Annotated in this window: 18 protein-coding genes and 1 pseudogene; 8 read left to right on the top strand and 11 right to left on the bottom strand. The window is 62.0% G+C overall.

The window, feature by feature from the left end; translation table 11 throughout:
• Window positions 1-74: 74 nt before the first annotated feature.
• On the bottom strand, window positions 75-827 hold the full coding sequence (locus tag ABVK50_RS07490) for a peptidoglycan-binding protein (RefSeq protein ID WP_353642158.1): 753 nt from the start codon (window positions 825-827) through the stop codon (window positions 75-77).
• On the bottom strand, window positions 802-2,586 hold the full coding sequence (locus tag ABVK50_RS07485) for a PAS domain-containing sensor histidine kinase (RefSeq protein WP_353642159.1): 1,785 nt from the start codon (window positions 2,584-2,586) through the stop codon (window positions 802-804). The genes ABVK50_RS07490 and ABVK50_RS07485 overlap by 26 nt, the downstream gene beginning before the upstream one ends.
• 472 nt (window positions 2,587-3,058) lie before the next feature.
• On the opposite strand from ABVK50_RS07485, the gene ABVK50_RS07480 reads away from it, so the two are divergent.
• Both ABVK50_RS07480 and ABVK50_RS07475 read left to right on the top strand, forming a co-directional pair.
• A complete protein-coding gene (locus ABVK50_RS07480) occupies window positions 3,059-3,391 on the top strand; it encodes a DUF5330 domain-containing protein (RefSeq protein ID WP_353642160.1) in 333 nt (110 codons plus the stop codon).
• A gap of 80 nt (window positions 3,392-3,471) precedes the next feature.
• The gene (locus tag ABVK50_RS07475) at window positions 3,472-3,900 is read left to right on the top strand and encodes a SufE family protein (RefSeq protein ID WP_353642161.1); all 429 of its coding nucleotides are present in this window, start codon (window positions 3,472-3,474) and stop codon (window positions 3,898-3,900) included.
• An 8-nt stretch (window positions 3,901-3,908) separates the two neighbouring features.
• Here ABVK50_RS07475 and ABVK50_RS07470 read toward each other — a convergent pair whose 3' ends face one another.
• Both ABVK50_RS07470 and ABVK50_RS07465 read right to left on the bottom strand, forming a co-directional pair.
• Window positions 3,909-4,688, bottom strand: coding sequence for a DUF6456 domain-containing protein (locus ABVK50_RS07470; RefSeq protein ID WP_353642162.1), 780 nt, complete (start codon window positions 4,686-4,688; stop codon window positions 3,909-3,911).
• A 15-nt stretch (window positions 4,689-4,703) separates the two neighbouring features.
• Window positions 4,704-5,126, bottom strand: coding sequence for a helix-turn-helix domain-containing protein (locus tag ABVK50_RS07465; protein WP_353642163.1), 423 nt, complete (start codon window positions 5,124-5,126; stop codon window positions 4,704-4,706).
• A gap of 220 nt (window positions 5,127-5,346) precedes the next feature.
• On the opposite strand from ABVK50_RS07465, the gene ABVK50_RS07460 reads away from it, so the two are divergent.
• Window positions 5,347-5,697: a cytoplasmic protein gene (locus ABVK50_RS07460; protein ID WP_353642164.1), complete on the top strand. Its 351-nt coding sequence runs from the start codon at window positions 5,347-5,349 to the stop codon at window positions 5,695-5,697.
• A 2-nt stretch (window positions 5,698-5,699) separates the two neighbouring features.
• On the opposite strand, the gene ABVK50_RS07455 is transcribed toward ABVK50_RS07460, so the two are convergent.
• Window positions 5,700-6,125 (bottom strand): MucR family transcriptional regulator, encoded by a 426-nt coding sequence (locus ABVK50_RS07455; protein ID WP_165031085.1) that lies wholly within the window; start codon window positions 6,123-6,125, stop codon window positions 5,700-5,702.
• Window positions 6,126-6,588: 463 nt separating this feature from the next.
• Window positions 6,589-6,957 (bottom strand): SH3 domain-containing protein, encoded by a 369-nt coding sequence (locus ABVK50_RS07450; RefSeq protein ID WP_353642165.1) that lies wholly within the window; start codon window positions 6,955-6,957, stop codon window positions 6,589-6,591.
• Between the two features lie 119 nt (window positions 6,958-7,076).
• Here ABVK50_RS07450 and ABVK50_RS07445 point away from each other — a divergent pair, with 119 nt between their 5' ends.
• Window positions 7,077-9,203, top strand: coding sequence for a S9 family peptidase (locus ABVK50_RS07445; protein WP_353642166.1), 2,127 nt, complete (start codon window positions 7,077-7,079; stop codon window positions 9,201-9,203).
• Here ABVK50_RS07445 and ABVK50_RS07440 read toward each other — a convergent pair.
• The 4 genes from ABVK50_RS07440 to ABVK50_RS07425 all read right to left on the bottom strand — a co-directional run bounded on the left by ABVK50_RS07440 (window position 9,195) and on the right by ABVK50_RS07425 (window position 12,495).
• Window positions 9,195-10,157, bottom strand: coding sequence for a cytochrome c (locus ABVK50_RS07440; protein ID WP_353642167.1), 963 nt, complete (start codon window positions 10,155-10,157; stop codon window positions 9,195-9,197). The two genes, ABVK50_RS07445 and ABVK50_RS07440, sit on opposite strands and share 9 nt — an antisense overlap.
• A gap of 9 nt (window positions 10,158-10,166) precedes the next feature.
• On the bottom strand, window positions 10,167-10,604 hold the full coding sequence (locus ABVK50_RS07435) for a cytochrome c (protein WP_353642168.1): 438 nt from the start codon (window positions 10,602-10,604) through the stop codon (window positions 10,167-10,169).
• Window positions 10,605-10,758: 154 nt separating this feature from the next.
• A complete protein-coding gene (locus ABVK50_RS07430; RefSeq protein WP_353642169.1) occupies window positions 10,759-11,361 on the bottom strand; it encodes a superoxide dismutase in 603 nt (200 codons plus the stop codon).
• 264 nt (window positions 11,362-11,625) lie between these two features.
• Window positions 11,626-12,495 (bottom strand): branched-chain amino acid aminotransferase, encoded by an 870-nt coding sequence (locus tag ABVK50_RS07425; RefSeq protein ID WP_353642170.1) that lies wholly within the window; start codon window positions 12,493-12,495, stop codon window positions 11,626-11,628.
• A gap of 147 nt (window positions 12,496-12,642) precedes the next feature.
• Between ABVK50_RS07425 and ABVK50_RS07420 the strand changes: the two genes are divergently transcribed.
• Both ABVK50_RS07420 and ABVK50_RS07415 read left to right on the top strand, forming a co-directional pair.
• The gene (locus ABVK50_RS07420; RefSeq protein WP_353642171.1) at window positions 12,643-13,305 is read left to right on the top strand and encodes a haloacid dehalogenase type II; all 663 of its coding nucleotides are present in this window, start codon (window positions 12,643-12,645) and stop codon (window positions 13,303-13,305) included.
• 184 nt (window positions 13,306-13,489) lie between these two features.
• Entirely contained in the window at window positions 13,490-14,224 is a 735-nt protein-coding gene (locus tag ABVK50_RS07415) for a L,D-transpeptidase (protein WP_353642172.1), read from the top strand.
• A gap of 146 nt (window positions 14,225-14,370) precedes the next feature.
• Here ABVK50_RS07415 and ABVK50_RS07410 read toward each other — a convergent pair whose 3' ends face one another.
• Window positions 14,371-15,066 carry a TetR/AcrR family transcriptional regulator C-terminal domain-containing protein gene (locus tag ABVK50_RS07410; RefSeq protein ID WP_353642173.1) on the bottom strand — a complete coding sequence of 232 codons (696 nt, stop codon included), beginning with the start codon at window positions 15,064-15,066 and terminating at the stop codon, window positions 14,371-14,373.
• Between the two features lie 193 nt (window positions 15,067-15,259).
• Between ABVK50_RS07410 and ABVK50_RS07405 the strand changes: the two genes are divergently transcribed.
• Window positions 15,260-15,748: a RidA family protein gene (locus ABVK50_RS07405; protein ID WP_353642174.1), complete on the top strand. Its 489-nt coding sequence runs from the start codon at window positions 15,260-15,262 to the stop codon at window positions 15,746-15,748.
• Between the two features lie 167 nt (window positions 15,749-15,915).
• Window positions 15,916-16,041 (top strand): annotated as a pseudogene (locus tag ABVK50_RS07400) (transposase); the annotation flags it as partial.
• Window positions 16,042-16,169 lie beyond the last annotated feature (128 nt).

The raw sequence follows: 16,169 nt of genomic DNA, 5'->3' as shown, positions 1-16,169 counted from the left end.
CAATTCGCCACCCTTACCCTCTCCCGGCCGGAACGGAAAAGGGCGCGGCGCGCCGCCGCCCGCGCGAGAGCGCCTCAGTTCGTCAGTCCGATTTCCTTCATCTTGGCATAGACCGCCTGATCCGGCTGGCCGGTTTCCGGTAGCCCGAACAGCGACTGGAATTCTCGCAGCGCAGCCTGGGTGCGCGAGCCGATCACTCCGTCGATCTCCATGTCGTCATTGCCGAAGGCTTTCAGGCCGGCCTGGATCCTGACCACAATGTCTTCGGGCGCGTCCACCACCGGCTGTGGCACAGGGATGGCCCTTTCCCGAGGCGCCGGCGTCGGCGCTATTCCCGCTGTCGTTGACGGCGTGCCCAGCATTTCGAGAAGCTCGGCGTCGATTTCCCCTGTCACGGTAAGACCCACCTTGCGCCGGTACTCTTCGATGGCGCGCGTGGTGTTCGGGCCGGCAAGACCGTCGACCGCGCCGTCATAGAAGCTCAGTTCCTTCAAAATGGCCTGGACCTGCTCGACGCGCGGATCTCCCTTCGGGCGGGCGGGGGTTTCCTCCGGCCGCACCAGATGGATCGTCGTTTCCGATTCTGTCTCCCGGCCCGGCCAACCGGCCTCATTCAGGTCGCGCGTGGCAAAGAATGCGCCGGGATGCGCGTGCGGCTGATACCAGAGCGCGTTTGCCGACACATAGAGCAGCGCAACGAGAAATGCTGTGGAGCCGCCCACCATGACCGGATTGCGCGAAATCAGTCCGCCCAGGGCGGCGGCGCCGCCGTGCAGCGCACGGCTCCGGCTGACAGCTTTTCTAGCCTGCTTTGCGGAGCGTCCCATCAACCTTCTCTTTCGTCCTGCCCGGCATCGGCAGCAATTCGCCGCCATCGCCGCGCATCTCTCCGGCGGGGCCGTCGACCGGCAGGCTTATCGTCACGACCGTGCCCTCGCCCACCGCGCTTTCGATCGACATCGTGCCGTCGTGTAGTGCCACCAGGCCCTTCACCAGCGACAGCCCGAGGCCCGCTCCCTCGTACCGTCGCGTATAGTCGTTCTGGACCTGGGTGAACGGCTTTCCTATCGTGGACAAATCGTCTTCGGCAATGCCGATCCCGGTGTCGCTTACCCAGAAATGAAGGCGCGAGCCGATTCTCTTTGCTCCGATCGTCACCCGTCCGCCATCCGGCGTGAACTTCACCGCGTTCGACACGAGATTGATCAGCATCTGCTGCACGGCGCGCTTGTCGGCATGGATTTCGCCGGTTTCGGCCGAAACGTCGGCATGCAGCCTTATTTTCTTTTCCTTGGCCTGCAGGCCCATCATTGAGCTGCACATCTCGACCGCCTCGCGGAACCGGAAAGGCTCGGGATTGGTCGGATAGGAGCCGGCTTCGATTTTAGACACGTCGAGGATGGAGTTGACGACTTCCAGCAGATGCTGTCCCGAATCGCGGACGAGCCCGACATATTCCTTCTGGCGCGGGTCGCCGAAGCCGCCGAACATCTCGTGCAGGAGCATATCGGAAAAGCCGATAATGGCATTGAGCGGCGTGCGCAATTCATGGCTGACGGCGGCAAGGAAGCGGCCCTTGGCGATATCGGCGCCGTTATTCGCATCGACCGCCGTAGCCAGTGCGGCGCGCAGTTCCGCCACTTCCTCATTGTCGCGCAATATCGCCAGGAACGCCTGTTCCGAGCCCGGATCCCTGCTCAATTCGACCGCGAAATGCCGGTAATTGTCGTTCGGCATGCCATGGCCCGCGTGCGGCAGGCGGATGCGGACTTCCGCCTTGCGGCTCGGCTTCCCGTCGCGGAGATCGGCGAGCGCGCAGAGATAGCCGACCCGGTCGGCTACATGAATGCGGTCGAACAGCCCGGTTCCCAGCAGCAGCTCGGGCGGCAGTTGCAGCATCTGGCGAGATTTTTCGGTGACGTCGAGAACGTCGCCGCCCGGCGCGATCCTCAGCACCACCGCGTCGATGATGTCCTCGAGCTTCGTTTCGGCGTTCGTCTCCCGGGCGGCGCCCGTGTCGCCGACGACCGGAACGAGTCTCGCCAGGATCGCGACAGCATAGGCCGTCGGAAGCAGCCAGTGCCACAGAGCCGGCGAAGCATAGGGAAACAGCGCGCCGCCCAACACCGACTGCAGCGCGAGAGCAGCGGCGGCCGCCGCCGCTCCCCACAAGGCCGATTTCTTGGTCCGCGCTATCCAATAAGCCTCTAACGGCAGCGCAAGCATTATGAGGGTCATGGGCGAGGCCAGGCCACCGGCTGCCGCCGTCAGGCAAGCAAGCACCGCCGCGCCGGCGCCCAGCGCTATCACGCCGCCCGCCCGGTCCTTGCCGGTTGCGGCGGCCAGCAGAGCGGCAAGCCAAGCCACCCCGCAGGTCGCGCAAATGAAGGCCAGCGTAACCGCGGCGCCAAGTGCGGATGGCAGCAGCAGGCCGGCGGCGGCGGCAATCGGAAACGGCGATGCGAGCAGCGCGCCGATCAGGCGGCGGTGGCGAAGCTTTTCGCTTCCGCCGGCGATCGACGGGTGGACCAGCCGATCGCAACCGGCGGCGATCGCGCCGAGCAAGTCGCTATATCTGGCCGCCAACAAACTCACTCAACGCACCCTATTCGCCCCGGTTCATGGACCGGTTCTGGTTGAATCCGAAAGTCGCACCCAGGCTTTAAAGAATGAATAAGGCGCGCCGATCGAGGCCCACCGTCAAAGCCGAATATTGGAGCGCCGGCGCTTCCGGACAGGGTGAGTTGGTTCCATGGTAAACAGACGGTTTAGCCGCGCGAGGCAGCCAACGTGCACGCCGGGGACCCCACAGACCGCCTTATGGAATCGAAAAATTGTGCAATTGCAATAGTTTACATGGTTAATATAATCTTACCTGCGCCGTTAAAGCATTGATCGAACTGTCCGGATGCGGCGATGTCTAAAATTTGAATCGAATTTGTCGAAAAAGCCGCCTTCCCAGGCAAGCGCTCCTTGGGCGGCTTGTGCCATGGTGAAGTGATAACAAGGAGGTCGCGCATTTTACGAAGCGCGCCCCGGAGACGATGAGGGCAGTCAGATGGGTTTTCTGGTTCGGATGGCATTCTGGTTTTCGCTGGTCCTGCTGGTCCTTCCGCTGGACACTGGCGATTCGTCCACGGACGCCCCAAGCGTCGGCGCCATCCAGGCGTTTCTGGCCGCGCGTGAGGCCGTCGGCGATGTAACCGGCATTTGCGAGCGCAAACCCGAAGTCTGCGAGACCGGCAAGTCGGCCCTGCAAACGGTCGGCGTCAGAGCGCGGGAGGCCGCCCGCATCGCCTTTGAAATGCTCGACGAGAATTTCGGCGAACCCGACACCGCCACCATGACCGGCACCATTGCGCCCGAGGCCGAGGGTCCGGTAGCGAACTGAAGGTCTTGCGCCAGCCGTCCTGCCCGACAAGTCAGTCTTTTTCCGTGACGCGGCCCGGTCGAGCCACTATATCGACGGCAATGACTGCTACGATCGAAACCATCCGCGACGATTTCGCCTTCCTGGACGAGTGGGAGGAGCGCTATCGCTATATAATCGAGCTCGGTGAGGCGCTGCCGCCCTTCCCGGACGAAGCGCGCGACGCCGCTCACAAGGTTCAAGGCTGCGTCAGCCAGGTCTGGCTGGTGACCGACAAGGGTCCGGGGCCGGATCCGGTCGTCCGCTTCCAGGGAGATTCCGACGCACATATCGTCCGCGGCCTGGTCGCCATCATGCTCGCGCTGTTTTCGGACAAGCGCGCCAGCGAGATCGTTTCTACCGACGCCGAGGCGCTGATGCGCTCGCTCGGCCTCGACGAGCATTTGACGCCGCAGCGCGCCAACGGCCTGCGCTCCATGGTCAAGCGCATGAAGGGCGACGCCGAAGCCGCCCTCGTCCAGCACGCCTAATACTCGTTCTAGATCGACATTTTCGGCCGATAGTCCTCGCTTCCCCAGTGTAGCGGGCGCTGCCGCGCAGTTCTCCCCGTTGCCGGATTGTAATGGCGGCTGAGCACGCCGAGTGCGGTCTTCAGCACGATCTTGGCCGAGCGCACCGGCCAGCCGCGCTCGCGCTCGACCAGTTCCAGCCCTTTCAGGAAGCAGCAAACGTCGATCAGCACGCCTGAAAGTTCCGGGCCGACTGCGGCGATCGCGGCATCGACGCGCTGGCGCGCCGCGAGCGCGGCATCGGTCAGTTCGGCCAGTCCGCCGCCCTGAGCGCGCGTGCCCGAAGCGACGCTCGCTTCCCAGTTCGCGCCGAGCCGCGGCATGATCCTGCCGCGCGTATAGTCCGACCGCAGGCGCTCGCCGGCCGCGAATTCCGCTTGCGTCAGGAACGGCCTGCCGTCCGCGCCGCGGCGGCGTATCAATTGCCCCAGCGGCGATTCCGCCAGATTGATCAAGGCAAGGCCCGGCTCCCCGCCGGTCTCGACCTGCATGATCTCCAGTTCGCGATGCTGATCCTGGAAGCGGCTGGTCTCCACGCCACCCGCGCCGGCCGTTGCGCGCTCCGGCGCGAGCGAAAGGCGCGCGCCTTGCCGGATAAGCACGCCATCCTTCGCCATTGCGGCCAGTAAGGCGGCGTCGACTGCAATCGCCCCGCGCTCGCCGGCGGTGAGCAGAACCCTGCCCGCATTCGCCGCCGGCCGGACAGTGACCGGGCCACGCGCCAGAAAGCCCAGGATCCGCTGCTTCATCCTGTCGGCCATCCGTCAGAGTCCCAGCCGGTAGCGGAATGCGGCGAGCGCCACCCTCTCGGTCCGCGCGACGAGACAGTCGAAATCCTGGTCGTCGCGCATGTCTTCGATCAGGTGGCAAGCGTGGAGAACCGTCGTGCGGTCGCGCCCGAAGCCGTGGCCGACTTCGTTCATGCTGAGCCGCAGCACCACATGGCTGACATACATCGCGATCTGGCGAACTCGGGCGACGCCATGATCTGTCCGCCCCGACCGTCGCAGTTCCTTTCCGGAGACATTGAACAAGGCCGCGACGATGTCGATCATGCTCTCGCACAATTCGACCACGCGTTCTCCGCGTGGCCCCACGACCCGCCCGGCCGGGCGGGTTGGAGCGCTCCTTGCCCTCGGTTGGATTTCGATGATCGCCTTCCTGGCCGCCGCTGCTGTCGAATGCACTGAACTTTTCCTTCTCGCCTGATAGGAATAAGTTCTTATAGCGGCTTGCAACCAGGATGTGAACAAAATGAGAACAAAGAATCTGGCAGCCAGCAGCCAACCTACTGAAAATCCGGTGCTTTTTTGATGCTTCTGACTTTTTAGGCGGGAGTTTTATCCCCACCCCTTGGCCACGCGCCTAGCCTGTGGGCATCGAAGCCAAAGGACAGGACCAGGGGGCATGCACGGATTTCATCAGGAAACAAAAGACTTCAAGCATCGGAAAGCCCAGGAAACGGCGCATGCCCGGCAGATTGCCGCTCTGCATCTTGCCTGCGGCATCGATCTTGCCGCCGCGCTAGAGGCCGGACCCGCCGAAAAGCTCAAGCTCGCCAGCCGCCTGGAACGGGCTATCGAGCGCGAGCGCCTGAAGGGACTGCGGCGGCACTGGAGCTACGATCTCAACCGACACATAGCGTTGAAGCAGGGGCTCGACCGGCTGCGCGGAACGAAAGCCGCGCTGCGCCAAGGCAAGGGTACAAAACAAAACGGCGCCCGAAGGCGCCGTCGCGAAACTCCTGTAGACGGCTAAGCCTATCGGGACTTGGGCTTGCGGCCGAGGCCCATCTTCTTGGCGAGCTGCGAGCGCGCGGCCGCGTAATTCGGCGCGACCATCGGATAGCTGGCGTCCAGGCTCCATTTTTCGCGGTACTGGTCGGGCGTCAGGCCGTAATGGGTCATCAGATGACGCTTCAGCGACTTGAACTTCTTGCCGTCTTCCAGGCACACGATGTAGTCGTCATGCACGGATCGCTTGGGATTGACCGCCGGCTTCTGCTTGTCGGCGGGCGGCTGTTCTGCGCTGCCGCCGACGCGGCCGAGCGCTGCATGCACGTCGGAAATAAGGTTAGGCAGTTCGCCGACCGGGACCGGATTGTTGCTCACATAAGCAGCGACAACATCGGCCGTAAGCTCGATCAGCATCTCGTGATTACGAGCAGGTGTTTCCATAGTGTCCATATTACTCGGGCCCCAATTTAGCTAGATTGTTGCGCCCCTTTCTAACCGGCGGGGCATTGCGCAGTCTGGCGCAGGGCAAAACCCCACGATTCGCGCTGAGATGTCTTATCGGGCATATTGCCAAGTCAAGTCAATTCACAATTTTTGTATATATTAGCTGCCCGTCTAGTCATTCCAGATATTCGCCGGACACTTTTACGAGCCGAGGTCGATTAGACGACCCCGATTTTCACTCAAATCAGCAACGTTACGTAGCGTCACGGCTGCGCCAAGTCTTTACTGCTTGGGGTTCAAGTCGCGCAATGGCGCTTTTTCGTCGCAGTGCACATGCCGGATAGCCGATTCGGACACTGCCCCCAAGGCCGGTTCTCGGCGAGCGCTGAAACGTATAGCAACCCGGACGGGCCTGAGCTGCAGTATGAGCGGAACCGCTTAGTTTCGAGGCCGACTTATGCGGCGGCAATTAATGCGGAGCGATGTATTTGCCGTAAACCCAGCCGGTAACGAAATTGCCGTTCTGGGCCGGGTCGTGCCAGATTTGGCACCAGCGGTAACGAACCGCCTGCTCCTGCTTCCAGGCCGGCTGGTTGGAGATGTCGAGCAGGTTGACGCCGCCGGTGCATTTGCCCGTCATCTGCAGCACCGTGCCGTTGGGATACGCCGCCTGCTTCTGCGAATGGCCGGCCGGATACTTCCTGACGTTCAACGTATCGCCAAACGGCACATTGGCAACTTCCCATGCCGCAAACACTGTCGCCACGGCCTGGCTCGCGCCGACTGCAACGGTTAAGCATGCGGCGAGCGCCGCGGTGACCCTCAAAAGCCTATTCATCTATCTCTCCTCTGGCGAACCGGCTAAACCGGGCACGCTGAAATCTAGATACCTGCTCTTGAACGCCTCGTGACGGACGTATTCATTTGCCATTCAAGAATTTTCCCGAGCGAGAAGCAATGACCGCAAAAACCATGTTTCCGAATATCAATCCGCCTGCAACCGAGGAGCGCCCGGTCTCCGACACCAGGCACGGAATTACCCGGACAGACGAGTTCGCCTGGTTGCGCGCACAGAACTGGCAGGAGGTGTTTCGTGAGCCGGCGCTGCTCGATCCGGCCATCCGCGATCACCTCAATGCCGAAAACGACTATCAGAAGACCCTGATGGCTGACACCGTCGAGCTACAGAAGGCGCTGTTTCATGAAATGAAGGGCCGCATCAAGGAGGACGACTCGTCGGTTCCGATGAAGGACGGCCCGTACGCTTATGGCTCATCCTTCAAGAAGGGCGGAGAGCAGCCGCGCTACTTCCGCACCCCGCGCGACGGCGGCGAGGAGGACATCATCCTCGACGGCGACACGGAAGCCGAGGGTCGGCCGTATTTCCGCATCGGCGGCGTCGACCACTCGCCCGACCACAGCCGACTCCTGTGGGCCTTCGACGACAAGGGCTCGGAGTTTTTCACGCTGCACGTCCGCGATCTTGCGGAACGCAAGGACCTCGCCGAAACCGTCCCTGACACCGGCGGCTCGGGCGTATGGAATGCTGCCGGCAATGGATTCTTCTATACACGGCTCGACCAGAACCATCGCCCCTCAAAGATTTTCTTCCACGCGCTCGGTTCCGATCATGCCGACGATCGCCTCGTCTACGAGGAGCCCGATCCCGGCTTCTTCATGAGTGTGGGCGGTTCGCGCAGCAATGACTGGATATTCATCGGCATCAACGATCACGAAACTACGGAATACCGCCTGCTCAGCGCCAGGGATCCGCTGGCCGCGCCGCACATCGTCGAACCGCGCGAGACCGGGTTGCAATACGATCTGGAGGAAGGCGGCGACATCTTCTTCATTCTCACCAACGCCGATGGCGCCAAGGACTTCAAGATCATGACCGCGCCGGTTGGCGATCCGGGGCGCGCCAACTGGACGGAACTCGTCGGCCACGAACCCGGCCGGCTGATCCTGTCGCTGCTCAGCTTCAAGGATTTCCTCGTCCGGCTGGAGCGCAAGGACGGCCTGCCGCGAATCGTCGTACGCGACCGCGCCACCGGCGAAGAGCACATGATCTCGTTCGAGGAAGAGGCTTTCTCGCTCGGCCTCTCCGGCTCCTACGAATACGACACCGACACGATGCGGTTCTCGTATTCGTCGATGACGACGCCCGCGCAGTTGTTCGACTACAATATGCGCACGCGTGAACGCACGCTTTTGAAGACACAGGAGGTTCCCTCCGGCCACAATCCCGCGGACTATGTCACCCGCCGGCTGATGGCGCCCTCCCACGATGGCCAACTGGTGCCGATCTCTCTCATCCATCACCGCGAAACGCCGCTGGACGGCACCGCACCCTGCCTGCTCTACGGTTATGGCTCCTACGGCATCGCCATTCCCGCGGCATTCAACACCAACTGCCTGTCGCTTGCCGATCGCGGTTTCGTCTATGCCATCGCACATGTGCGCGGCGGCAAGGACAAAGGCTATGGCTGGTACGAAGACGGCAAGCGCGCGAAGAAGCAGAACACGTTTCTCGATTTCATCGCCGCCGCCAACCATCTGGTCGCCGAGCGCTATACCGCACATGACCGGATCGTCGCCCAAGGCGGCTCAGCGGGCGGCATGCTGATGGGCGCGGTCGCCAACATGGCGCCAGAGGTGTTTGGCGGCATCATCGCCGAGGTGCCTTTCGTCGACGTACTGAGCACCATGCTCGACGACACGCTGCCCCTCACGCCGCCGGAATGGCCCGAATGGGGCAATCCCATTCTGTCCGCAGAGGATTATCGGACGATCGCTGCTTATTCGCCCTACGACAATATCGGCGCGTATGACTACCCGCCGATCCTGGCGGTCGCCGGCCTGACCGATCCACGCGTCACCTATTGGGAGCCGGCGAAATGGATCGCCCGCCTGCGCGTCCGGAAAAAGGGCAACAACCCGGTTCTCTTCAAGATCAACATGGATTCCGGCCATGCCGGCGCATCCGGACGTTTTTCGCGGCTGGAGGAGATCGCCTTCAACTACGCATTCGCGCTGAAGATCGCGGGAAAGGCGTCCGCGCTTCCCTACAAGTGTTCAGTCTGACGCTGGCTCGTCGGGAGGCTGCCGCGCCGGATAACCATTCGGACGCGGCGGCACCGCCTTGAGATAGGCGGCGATCGCCTCCCGGTCTTCCTGCGTCAATCTGGCGATGTTCTTCTGAACTTCGACCATCGAGCCGCCGACCGAATCGAAATCCGGCGTAAACCCCGTTTCGAGATAGCTGGCGATATCGCCTTCGGACCAGTCGCCTATCCCGCCCTCGCCTGATGTGATGTTGGGAATGACGCCGTCGCCCTCGGCTGCGACAGCGCCTGCAAGCCACTGGCCCTTGTCGGTCCCGCCCGCAACCGTGCGCGGCGTGTGGCATTCGCCGCAATGGCCGGGCCCCTCGACCAGATAGCGGCCGAGCTGAAGTTTTTCCGGAGAGCCCTCGTCCAGAGCAATGACTGGAGCGTCATCGAGATAGAGCAGCTTCCACAGACCGATGCCGCGCCGGAAGCTGAACGGGAAGCTCAGTGTATGATCCGGCGCCCGGCCTGCCACGGCAGGTAGCGTCTTCATGAAGGCGTAGAGGTCCGCCACGTCGGCCGGCTTCATCCTTGCGTAGGACGTATAGGGAAATGCAGGATAGTAATGCCGTCCCGAGGGTGAAACGCCCTTCAGCATGGCGTCGGCGAAATCCTTCCCGGACCAGCCGCCAATGCCGTCATTCACGTCCTGAGAAATGTTCGGCGCGACGAACGCGCCGAACGCAGTCTCGAGTTGCACTCCGCCAGCCAGTTGGAGCAGCGCCTCGCCTTCGGATTTCGGCCGGGCGTGACAGGACGTGCAGCCGCCGGCCCAGAATATGCGCTCGCCCCTCGCTGCGTCGCCTGTCCCAAGCGCCTCCGCGGCTTCGGCGCCGATGCGGCCGGGCGCTGTCAGGTACCAGAAGGCCAGCCCGCTAATACCTGCCGCGATCACGGCGGCGGCGGCCAGCTTTCCGGGCGAGTTCATGGGCTGGCGTCAGCCCTTCTTGATGCGGTACGTCTCGTGGCAGCTTGAGCAGCTTTGCCCGATCGCGGCGACCTGCGGCTTCAGCGCTTCGAGGCTTTGGGCCGGCGCGGCGGCGGCTTCGGCCGTCACGGCCTTGAACTTGTCCACCTCGGCCTGGAAACCCGCCATGTCCTCCCAGATCTTCGGGGAAGCGGTCGTATCGCCCTTGTCGCTGCCCGGCGGGAAAGAGGCGGCGACATCTATCGCCTGCACGTTTTCGTTCAGCTTGGTCAAAGCCGCCATGACCGCCTCGGCGTCAAAATCCGTCTCGCCCTGGACCATCTTCACCAGCACGCCAACCTGTCTTCCATTTTCCTTCATGACCGCCTTGCGGTCTGCGATCACGTCGGCGAACGCGGCGGTGGTGGCGAGCGCGATTACGGAAACGGCAATAACAAATTTCTTCATGGAGTGACCTCTGGGTTGCAAAAAGGCTGCCTTTGGGCAAACGAAAGCTGCCCGAAAAACTTCCTGACTGCCTGTCACGCTTCCGTGATTTACGCGTGATTGAAGCTCGCGCCCGGAAAAGAAAACCCCGGACTGGCCGGGGTTTTCTTTTCAGCTATGCGCTGGCCTTCTCGTACATTTCCAGGACGTAGTCCCAGTTGATCAGATTGTCGACGAAGGCCTCCAGATATTTCGGCCGCGCGTTGCGGTAGTCGATGTAATAGGAGTGCTCCCACACATCCACGCCGAGGATCGGCGACGCGCCATGCACGAGCGGGTTCTCGCCGTTCGGGGTCTTGGAGATTGCAAGCTTCCCGCCCTTCACCGAAAGCCACGCCCAGCCCGAGCCGAACTGCGTGGTGCCGGCGGCGATGAAATCGGCTTTGAACTTGTCATAGCCGCCGAGATCGCTGTCGATGGCCTTCTGCAGGGCGCCCGGAAGCTTGTTGCCGCCGCCGCCTTTCTTCATCCATTTCCAGAAATGGATGTGATTGTAATGCTGGCCGGCATTGTTGAAGAGGCCGGCGTTCTTGCCGAAGGACTGCTTGACGATCTCTTCGAGAGACAGGCCGTCCATGCCGGCTTCGGCCGCGAGCTTGTTGCCGTTGTCGACATAGGCCTTGTGATGCTTGTCGTGGTGATATTCGAGCGTTTCCTTGGACATGTAAGGCTGGAGCGCCTCGTAATCATAGGGCAATGCAGGCAGTTCAAAAGCCATGGTCGTAACTCCTCGGTGGCAATGTTTCCGGCGCAGCCGCCGGATTTTGAGATAGGTTGGAATATCGCCGCGACAACTCCGCGACAGGCGCTAGCATCCTTTTTTTATCGGCTTGGAACCTGTCTGGTCTAGGGTGTGTTGAGATTCAGGTCAGGGCGAGCCTGCAAATGGTGGGTTTCGAGAACCGGAGCGGAGCGTACATTCAGGTACGTGAGCACCGGAAGCGCAGAAAGCCACCATTTGCAGGCCGGCCTCACCCGAATCTCAAGCCGAATGCGCCCACTCCCAATAGAGTTCCCGCGCCTTCTTGGCCACTGGCCCCGGCTGCAGGTCGCGGTCCTCGATCCTGGTCACGGGGACCACCTTGGAGTGGTTGCCGGTGGAGAAGATCTCGTCGGCTTCCATGAAGTCGCGCACCGAAAGCGTGGTCTCGGTCGTGCGGAAGCCGTAATCCGCGAGCAGCGCAATCGTACGCGCACGCGTGATGCCGGAAAGAAAAGTTCCGTTCGGAGCCGGCGTGAAGACGTGGCCGTCCTTGACCAGGAAAATGTTCGACGTGCCGGTTTCGGCGACGTTGCCGAGCAGGTCGCGCACCAGCGCATTGTCGAAGCCGCGCTGCTTGGCTTCTAGGATGGCCCTGCCATTGTTGGGATAGAGGCAGCCGGCCTTGGCGTTGGTCGGCATGGTTTCCAGCGTCGGGCGGCGGAACGGGGAAACCGTCACCGAAAAACCCGATGGCGGGATCATCGGCGCTTCGTAGAGGCAAAGACAGAAGCGGGTCGAATCCGGGTCGGCCGGAACGCCCATATAGCCGCCGTGTTCGGCCCAGTACATCGGCCGGACATAGACGGCCGTCTTGCCGTCGAATTTCTTCCAGCCGTCCCATGCCAGGCCGACAATCTCCTCGGTGGCCATTGTCGGGTTCAGGCCGAGCGAAACCGCCGATGCGTTGACGCGCGCGCAATGCCGATCGAGATCCGGTGATACGCCCTCGAACCACCTGCCACCGTCGAAGACGCTGGTGCCCAGCCACATTGCGTGGCTGCGGGGGCCGATGAGCGCGACATTGCCCTCATGCCAGTCTCCGTCGACATAGGTCCAGGTCGTCGATTGCGCGGGCGTCGATAAGCTCATGTGAAGTCCCAAATCTCGGTGAGGTGCAATGGAAGACGCTTTGTCCGGCGCCGTCAACCATCGGGCAAGAGGAATTGTTGATGCCAGAAGCGATGTTCAGCAGCGAAGGGTATTGCGTCCGCGCCCGCAATGATGGACGAGTTTGGAATGCACCACGCCGCCTTCGTATTCGACGCCTATGGAACGCTGTTCGACGTCCACGCTGCGGTGCGGCGGCATGCGGCTGCAATCGGCCCTGAGGGGCAGCTGCTGTCCGACATCTGGCGGGCAAAGCAGCTTGAATATTCCTGGGTCCGGAGCCTCATGGGCTCCTACGCGGATTTCTGGCAACTGACTGAACAGGCGCTCGACTTCGCGTTCGATAGGGTGCCGTCCGCCGACCGGTCGCTGCGGCAGGATCTGCTCGACGCATACTGGCGGCTCGACTGCTATCCGGAGGTCCCGGCGGTGCTGAAGGCACTCAAGGCGGAAGGCGCGCGTCTTGCAATCCTGTCGAACGGTTCGCCGGCAATGCTGGAGGCGGCGGTCCGTTCCGCGGCGCTCGACACGGTGCTCGACGACATATTCTCCGTCGACCAGGTCCGGAAGTTCAAGACCGACCCATCCGTCTACGATCTAGTGGCGACGAACTGGCGTCTCTACCCCGCCTCAATATCCTTCCAGTCTTCCAACCGCTGGGATGTCGCCGGGGCGGCCAAGTTCGGTTTCCACACCGTCTGGGTAAACCGCAGCGGCCAGCCCGACGAATACCGCGACCACCCGCCCGCCCTCATCCTGCCCTCGCTGGAAGGGTTGCTCGCCGGCGCCTGAGCCATCCGTTGCCCAAATGCAACAGCGGTGAGGCAGACACACCTTCGCCTTTCTTTTTTCACCCTCGCGACAGATTCAGAACCGCCTATCGCGCCCCATCCGGGGAGGAACGAGCACGGGGCGTTCACGCATTATTGCGAGGTCGGAAACTATCTATCCCGGCCTCGAGAATTAAAAGGGTATCATGAGCATCACTTCGGTTTCTTCCTCCCAATTCACTCGCAGACGGTTTCTCGGCGCCGCGGCAACCGGCGCAGCAGCTCTGACGGTGTCGGCATGCACCAGCATGCCCCATTACGCCCAGTTCGAGCCGGTGCAGATAGCGCCCACGCCCGAAATCGAGCCTTCGCTCGGCAGCTATGCGCTGATGTACGGCCCTATGGTCGACGAAGGTTACGAGATTCCGGGAGTGCCCATCAAGAAAGTGGATCCGCGCTACTACCGCCAGATCGTTCAGGATCCAACCGGCGAACGGCCCGGGACAGTAGTGGTCGATACCTCTAACCATTTTCTCTACCTCGTCCGCGAAAACGGGCAGGCGATACGCTATGGCGTCGGTCTCGGCCGCGCCGGTTTCGAGTGGTCCGGCCGGGCAGTCATCCAATGGAAGCGGAAGTGGCCGAAATGGACGCCGCCCGCCGAGATGATTGCGCGCGATCCCAAACTGGCAAGATACAGCGTGGAAAATGGCGGCATGCCGCCCGGGCTGAACAATCCGCTCGGTGCTCGTGCGCTCTATATTTTCCAGAACGGCGAAGACACGCTTTACCGCGTGCACGGCTCGCCCGAATGGAATTCCATCGGCAAGTCGGTTTCGTCAGGCTGCGTCCGGCTGATGAACCAGGACATTATCGACCTCTACGACCGCGTGCCCAATCGCACGCCGATCCTGGTCACGTCCGGCATTCCGATGGCCTGAGAGCCATCGGATCCCGCAGTTGGCGCCGTCGCCTCCAACAAGTGGTGAAAATCCGACGCTTGGTACCGGCGCCGAAATACCTGTTTCGACCCATCTCGGCCGTCCCGCCTTCTACTCATTTGCGTACGAGATGAAGGAAGAGTTCACTATCCTGGAGCGAGGCCATCGAGCAGGAAGCCGAGGCCTTTCCGGAAGGCGTCATCCCAGTCGCTGTCCAACAGCAAGCGGGAGCGTTCGATTGTCGGGTAGCGTTCGCTGAGATGTGTAAAGCGCTGCTGCGTGGCGGCCCTGCAGTCGTCCGGGAGGTCGAAGTTCGTCCGGGTGATGGTGGCGCCCATCACATAGTTCCAGAGCGACCATATCGCGACGTTCAGATTTGCGTCCGCTACACCGGCTCTGGACAAGGTCTGGCTCAGCAGTTCCAGGCGACTGAGGATGTTCGGGCCGAGCGCCCGGCGCGGCAACAGCGATGCCGACCAGGGATGGCGCAGCATGCTGGCGCGCCAGTCTTCGAGCATATGAACGGCTTCCTCGCGCCAGTCTTGAGATTCAACTGTTTGCGGCGGTCCGCAATATTCGAGCACCGAGTCGAGCGCCAGATCAAAGACATCCTCCTTGTTGTCGACGTGCCAATATAGGCTCATCACGCCCGAGCCGAGGCGATCGGCCAGCCGACGCATCGTCAATCCGTCTAGCCCTTGGGCGTCCAGCAGCTCTACCGCGGTCGCCACGATACGTTCCCGAGAGAGGGGCGGTTCGCTGCGCGGCTCCTGCACGGGCTGGAGCCGCACATTTATCGGTTGGGACTGTTTGCGTCGGGCGCCGCTGCGTTTGGCTGCCATCCGTCTTCCTCGCTGGTCCGGTACCTCGATTTTGGCAGGCAACGTCAGGAATGTCGATGCTGAGCGGTTGACTCGTACACCGTACCATAGGATGACTCGTGCGGCGTACGAGTCGGTCGCATAGGCGACGGGTTAAAGTTCTATCCTGACGGCCGCGAGGGTGCTCGTAGCTCTCAGAGCCAAGAGAAAAATCATGTCACGCGCAATCAAGCATCTGCTTATCGGAGGGCTAATCATCATGACCATGGGCGTTCCCACTGCGACGACAGCGAATGAGAACGATCTCAAGCTGACCATCGTCAATCCACAAAACCTCTTCGACCCGACGCCGAATGGGTACAGCACGGCGGTGATCGTGCCCGGCGGAGCCAAGGTGGCCTACATCTCCGGACAGGGCGGCCAGGACAGCACAGGAGCCTTATCGCCCGATTTCGCTGTCCAGGTTGAGCAGGCCTACGCAAATTTGCGCACCGCCCTCGATGCGCTCGGCGCCCGGCCGGATCACGTCGCCAAGCTCACGGTCTTCGTGGTCGATCACGATATGTCCAAGCTCGAGGTGTTGACCAGGAACGTCAAGGAAATGTTTGGCGAGGCGCTGCCGGCGCAGACGCTGACTCCCGTTCCCAAGCTTGCGATTGACCCCATGCTCTTCGAGGTGGAGGCCGTGGTCGTGCTTGATTAGCGGGGCGACGCTGTTGGCCCGATCGCTCAAATTGAAATGGGTTGAGCGCGCCGACAGCCGCGCGCTCACAATCACGAGGGCCGAGCAACAAGGCTTCGCCAGTGCTGACCTGAGACCCTGAACTTCCTCCAGAATTGGGCAGAGTCCGTCGATCACGGAGACGGACGATGCGACCATCGCGGTTCACGGAAGAACAGATCATCGGGATGCTGAAGGAGCAGGAGGCTGGTGCGAAGACGGCGGACGTCTGCCGCAAGCACGGCATCTCGGCGGCGACCTTCTACAAGTTCCGACCTCCGATCGCGCAAATCCTGCCATTCGTCAGGCAGGGATCGGCGAGGGTCGACTACATAGACCTTCTCGACACCCAAGGCATTCACGTTCCGGATCACCGTTCCAATATTCTTCACATCAGTCGGAT

Source organism: Mesorhizobium sp. WSM2240 (assembly GCF_040438645.1).
Lineage (GTDB): Bacteria > Pseudomonadota > Alphaproteobacteria > Rhizobiales > Rhizobiaceae > Allomesorhizobium.
The sequence above is the reverse complement of the archived record's forward strand: the minus strand, read 5'-3'. Positions and strand labels throughout refer to the sequence as shown.

Coding starts and splice junctions, on each gene's coding strand:
- ABVK50_RS07455 (WP_165031085.1), bottom strand. CDS start 6,125: ATGGACACTATGGAAACACCTGCTCGTAATCACGAGATGCTGATCGAG.
- ABVK50_RS07410 (WP_353642173.1), bottom strand. CDS start 15,066: ATGGCAGCCAAACGCAGCGGCGCCCGACGCAAACAGTCCCAACCGATA.
- ABVK50_RS07420 (WP_353642171.1), top strand. CDS start 12,643: ATGCACCACGCCGCCTTCGTATTCGACGCCTATGGAACGCTGTTCGAC.
- ABVK50_RS07435 (WP_353642168.1), bottom strand. CDS start 10,604: ATGAAGAAATTTGTTATTGCCGTTTCCGTAATCGCGCTCGCCACCACC.
- ABVK50_RS07450 (WP_353642165.1), bottom strand. CDS start 6,957: ATGAATAGGCTTTTGAGGGTCACCGCGGCGCTCGCCGCATGCTTAACC.
- ABVK50_RS07490 (WP_353642158.1), bottom strand. CDS start 827: ATGGGACGCTCCGCAAAGCAGGCTAGAAAAGCTGTCAGCCGGAGCCGT.
- ABVK50_RS07405 (WP_353642174.1), top strand. CDS start 15,260: ATGTCACGCGCAATCAAGCATCTGCTTATCGGAGGGCTAATCATCATG.
- ABVK50_RS07440 (WP_353642167.1), bottom strand. CDS start 10,157: ATGAACTCGCCCGGAAAGCTGGCCGCCGCCGCCGTGATCGCGGCAGGT.
- ABVK50_RS07475 (WP_353642161.1), top strand. CDS start 3,472: ATGACTGCTACGATCGAAACCATCCGCGACGATTTCGCCTTCCTGGAC.
- ABVK50_RS07425 (WP_353642170.1), bottom strand. CDS start 12,495: ATGAGCTTATCGACGCCCGCGCAATCGACGACCTGGACCTATGTCGAC.
- ABVK50_RS07415 (WP_353642172.1), top strand. CDS start 13,490: ATGAGCATCACTTCGGTTTCTTCCTCCCAATTCACTCGCAGACGGTTT.
- ABVK50_RS07470 (WP_353642162.1), bottom strand. CDS start 4,688: ATGAAGCAGCGGATCCTGGGCTTTCTGGCGCGTGGCCCGGTCACTGTC.
- ABVK50_RS07430 (WP_353642169.1), bottom strand. CDS start 11,361: ATGGCTTTTGAACTGCCTGCATTGCCCTATGATTACGAGGCGCTCCAG.
- ABVK50_RS07445 (WP_353642166.1), top strand. CDS start 7,077: ATGACCGCAAAAACCATGTTTCCGAATATCAATCCGCCTGCAACCGAG.
- ABVK50_RS07460 (WP_353642164.1), top strand. CDS start 5,347: ATGCACGGATTTCATCAGGAAACAAAAGACTTCAAGCATCGGAAAGCC.
- ABVK50_RS07480 (WP_353642160.1), top strand. CDS start 3,059: ATGGGTTTTCTGGTTCGGATGGCATTCTGGTTTTCGCTGGTCCTGCTG.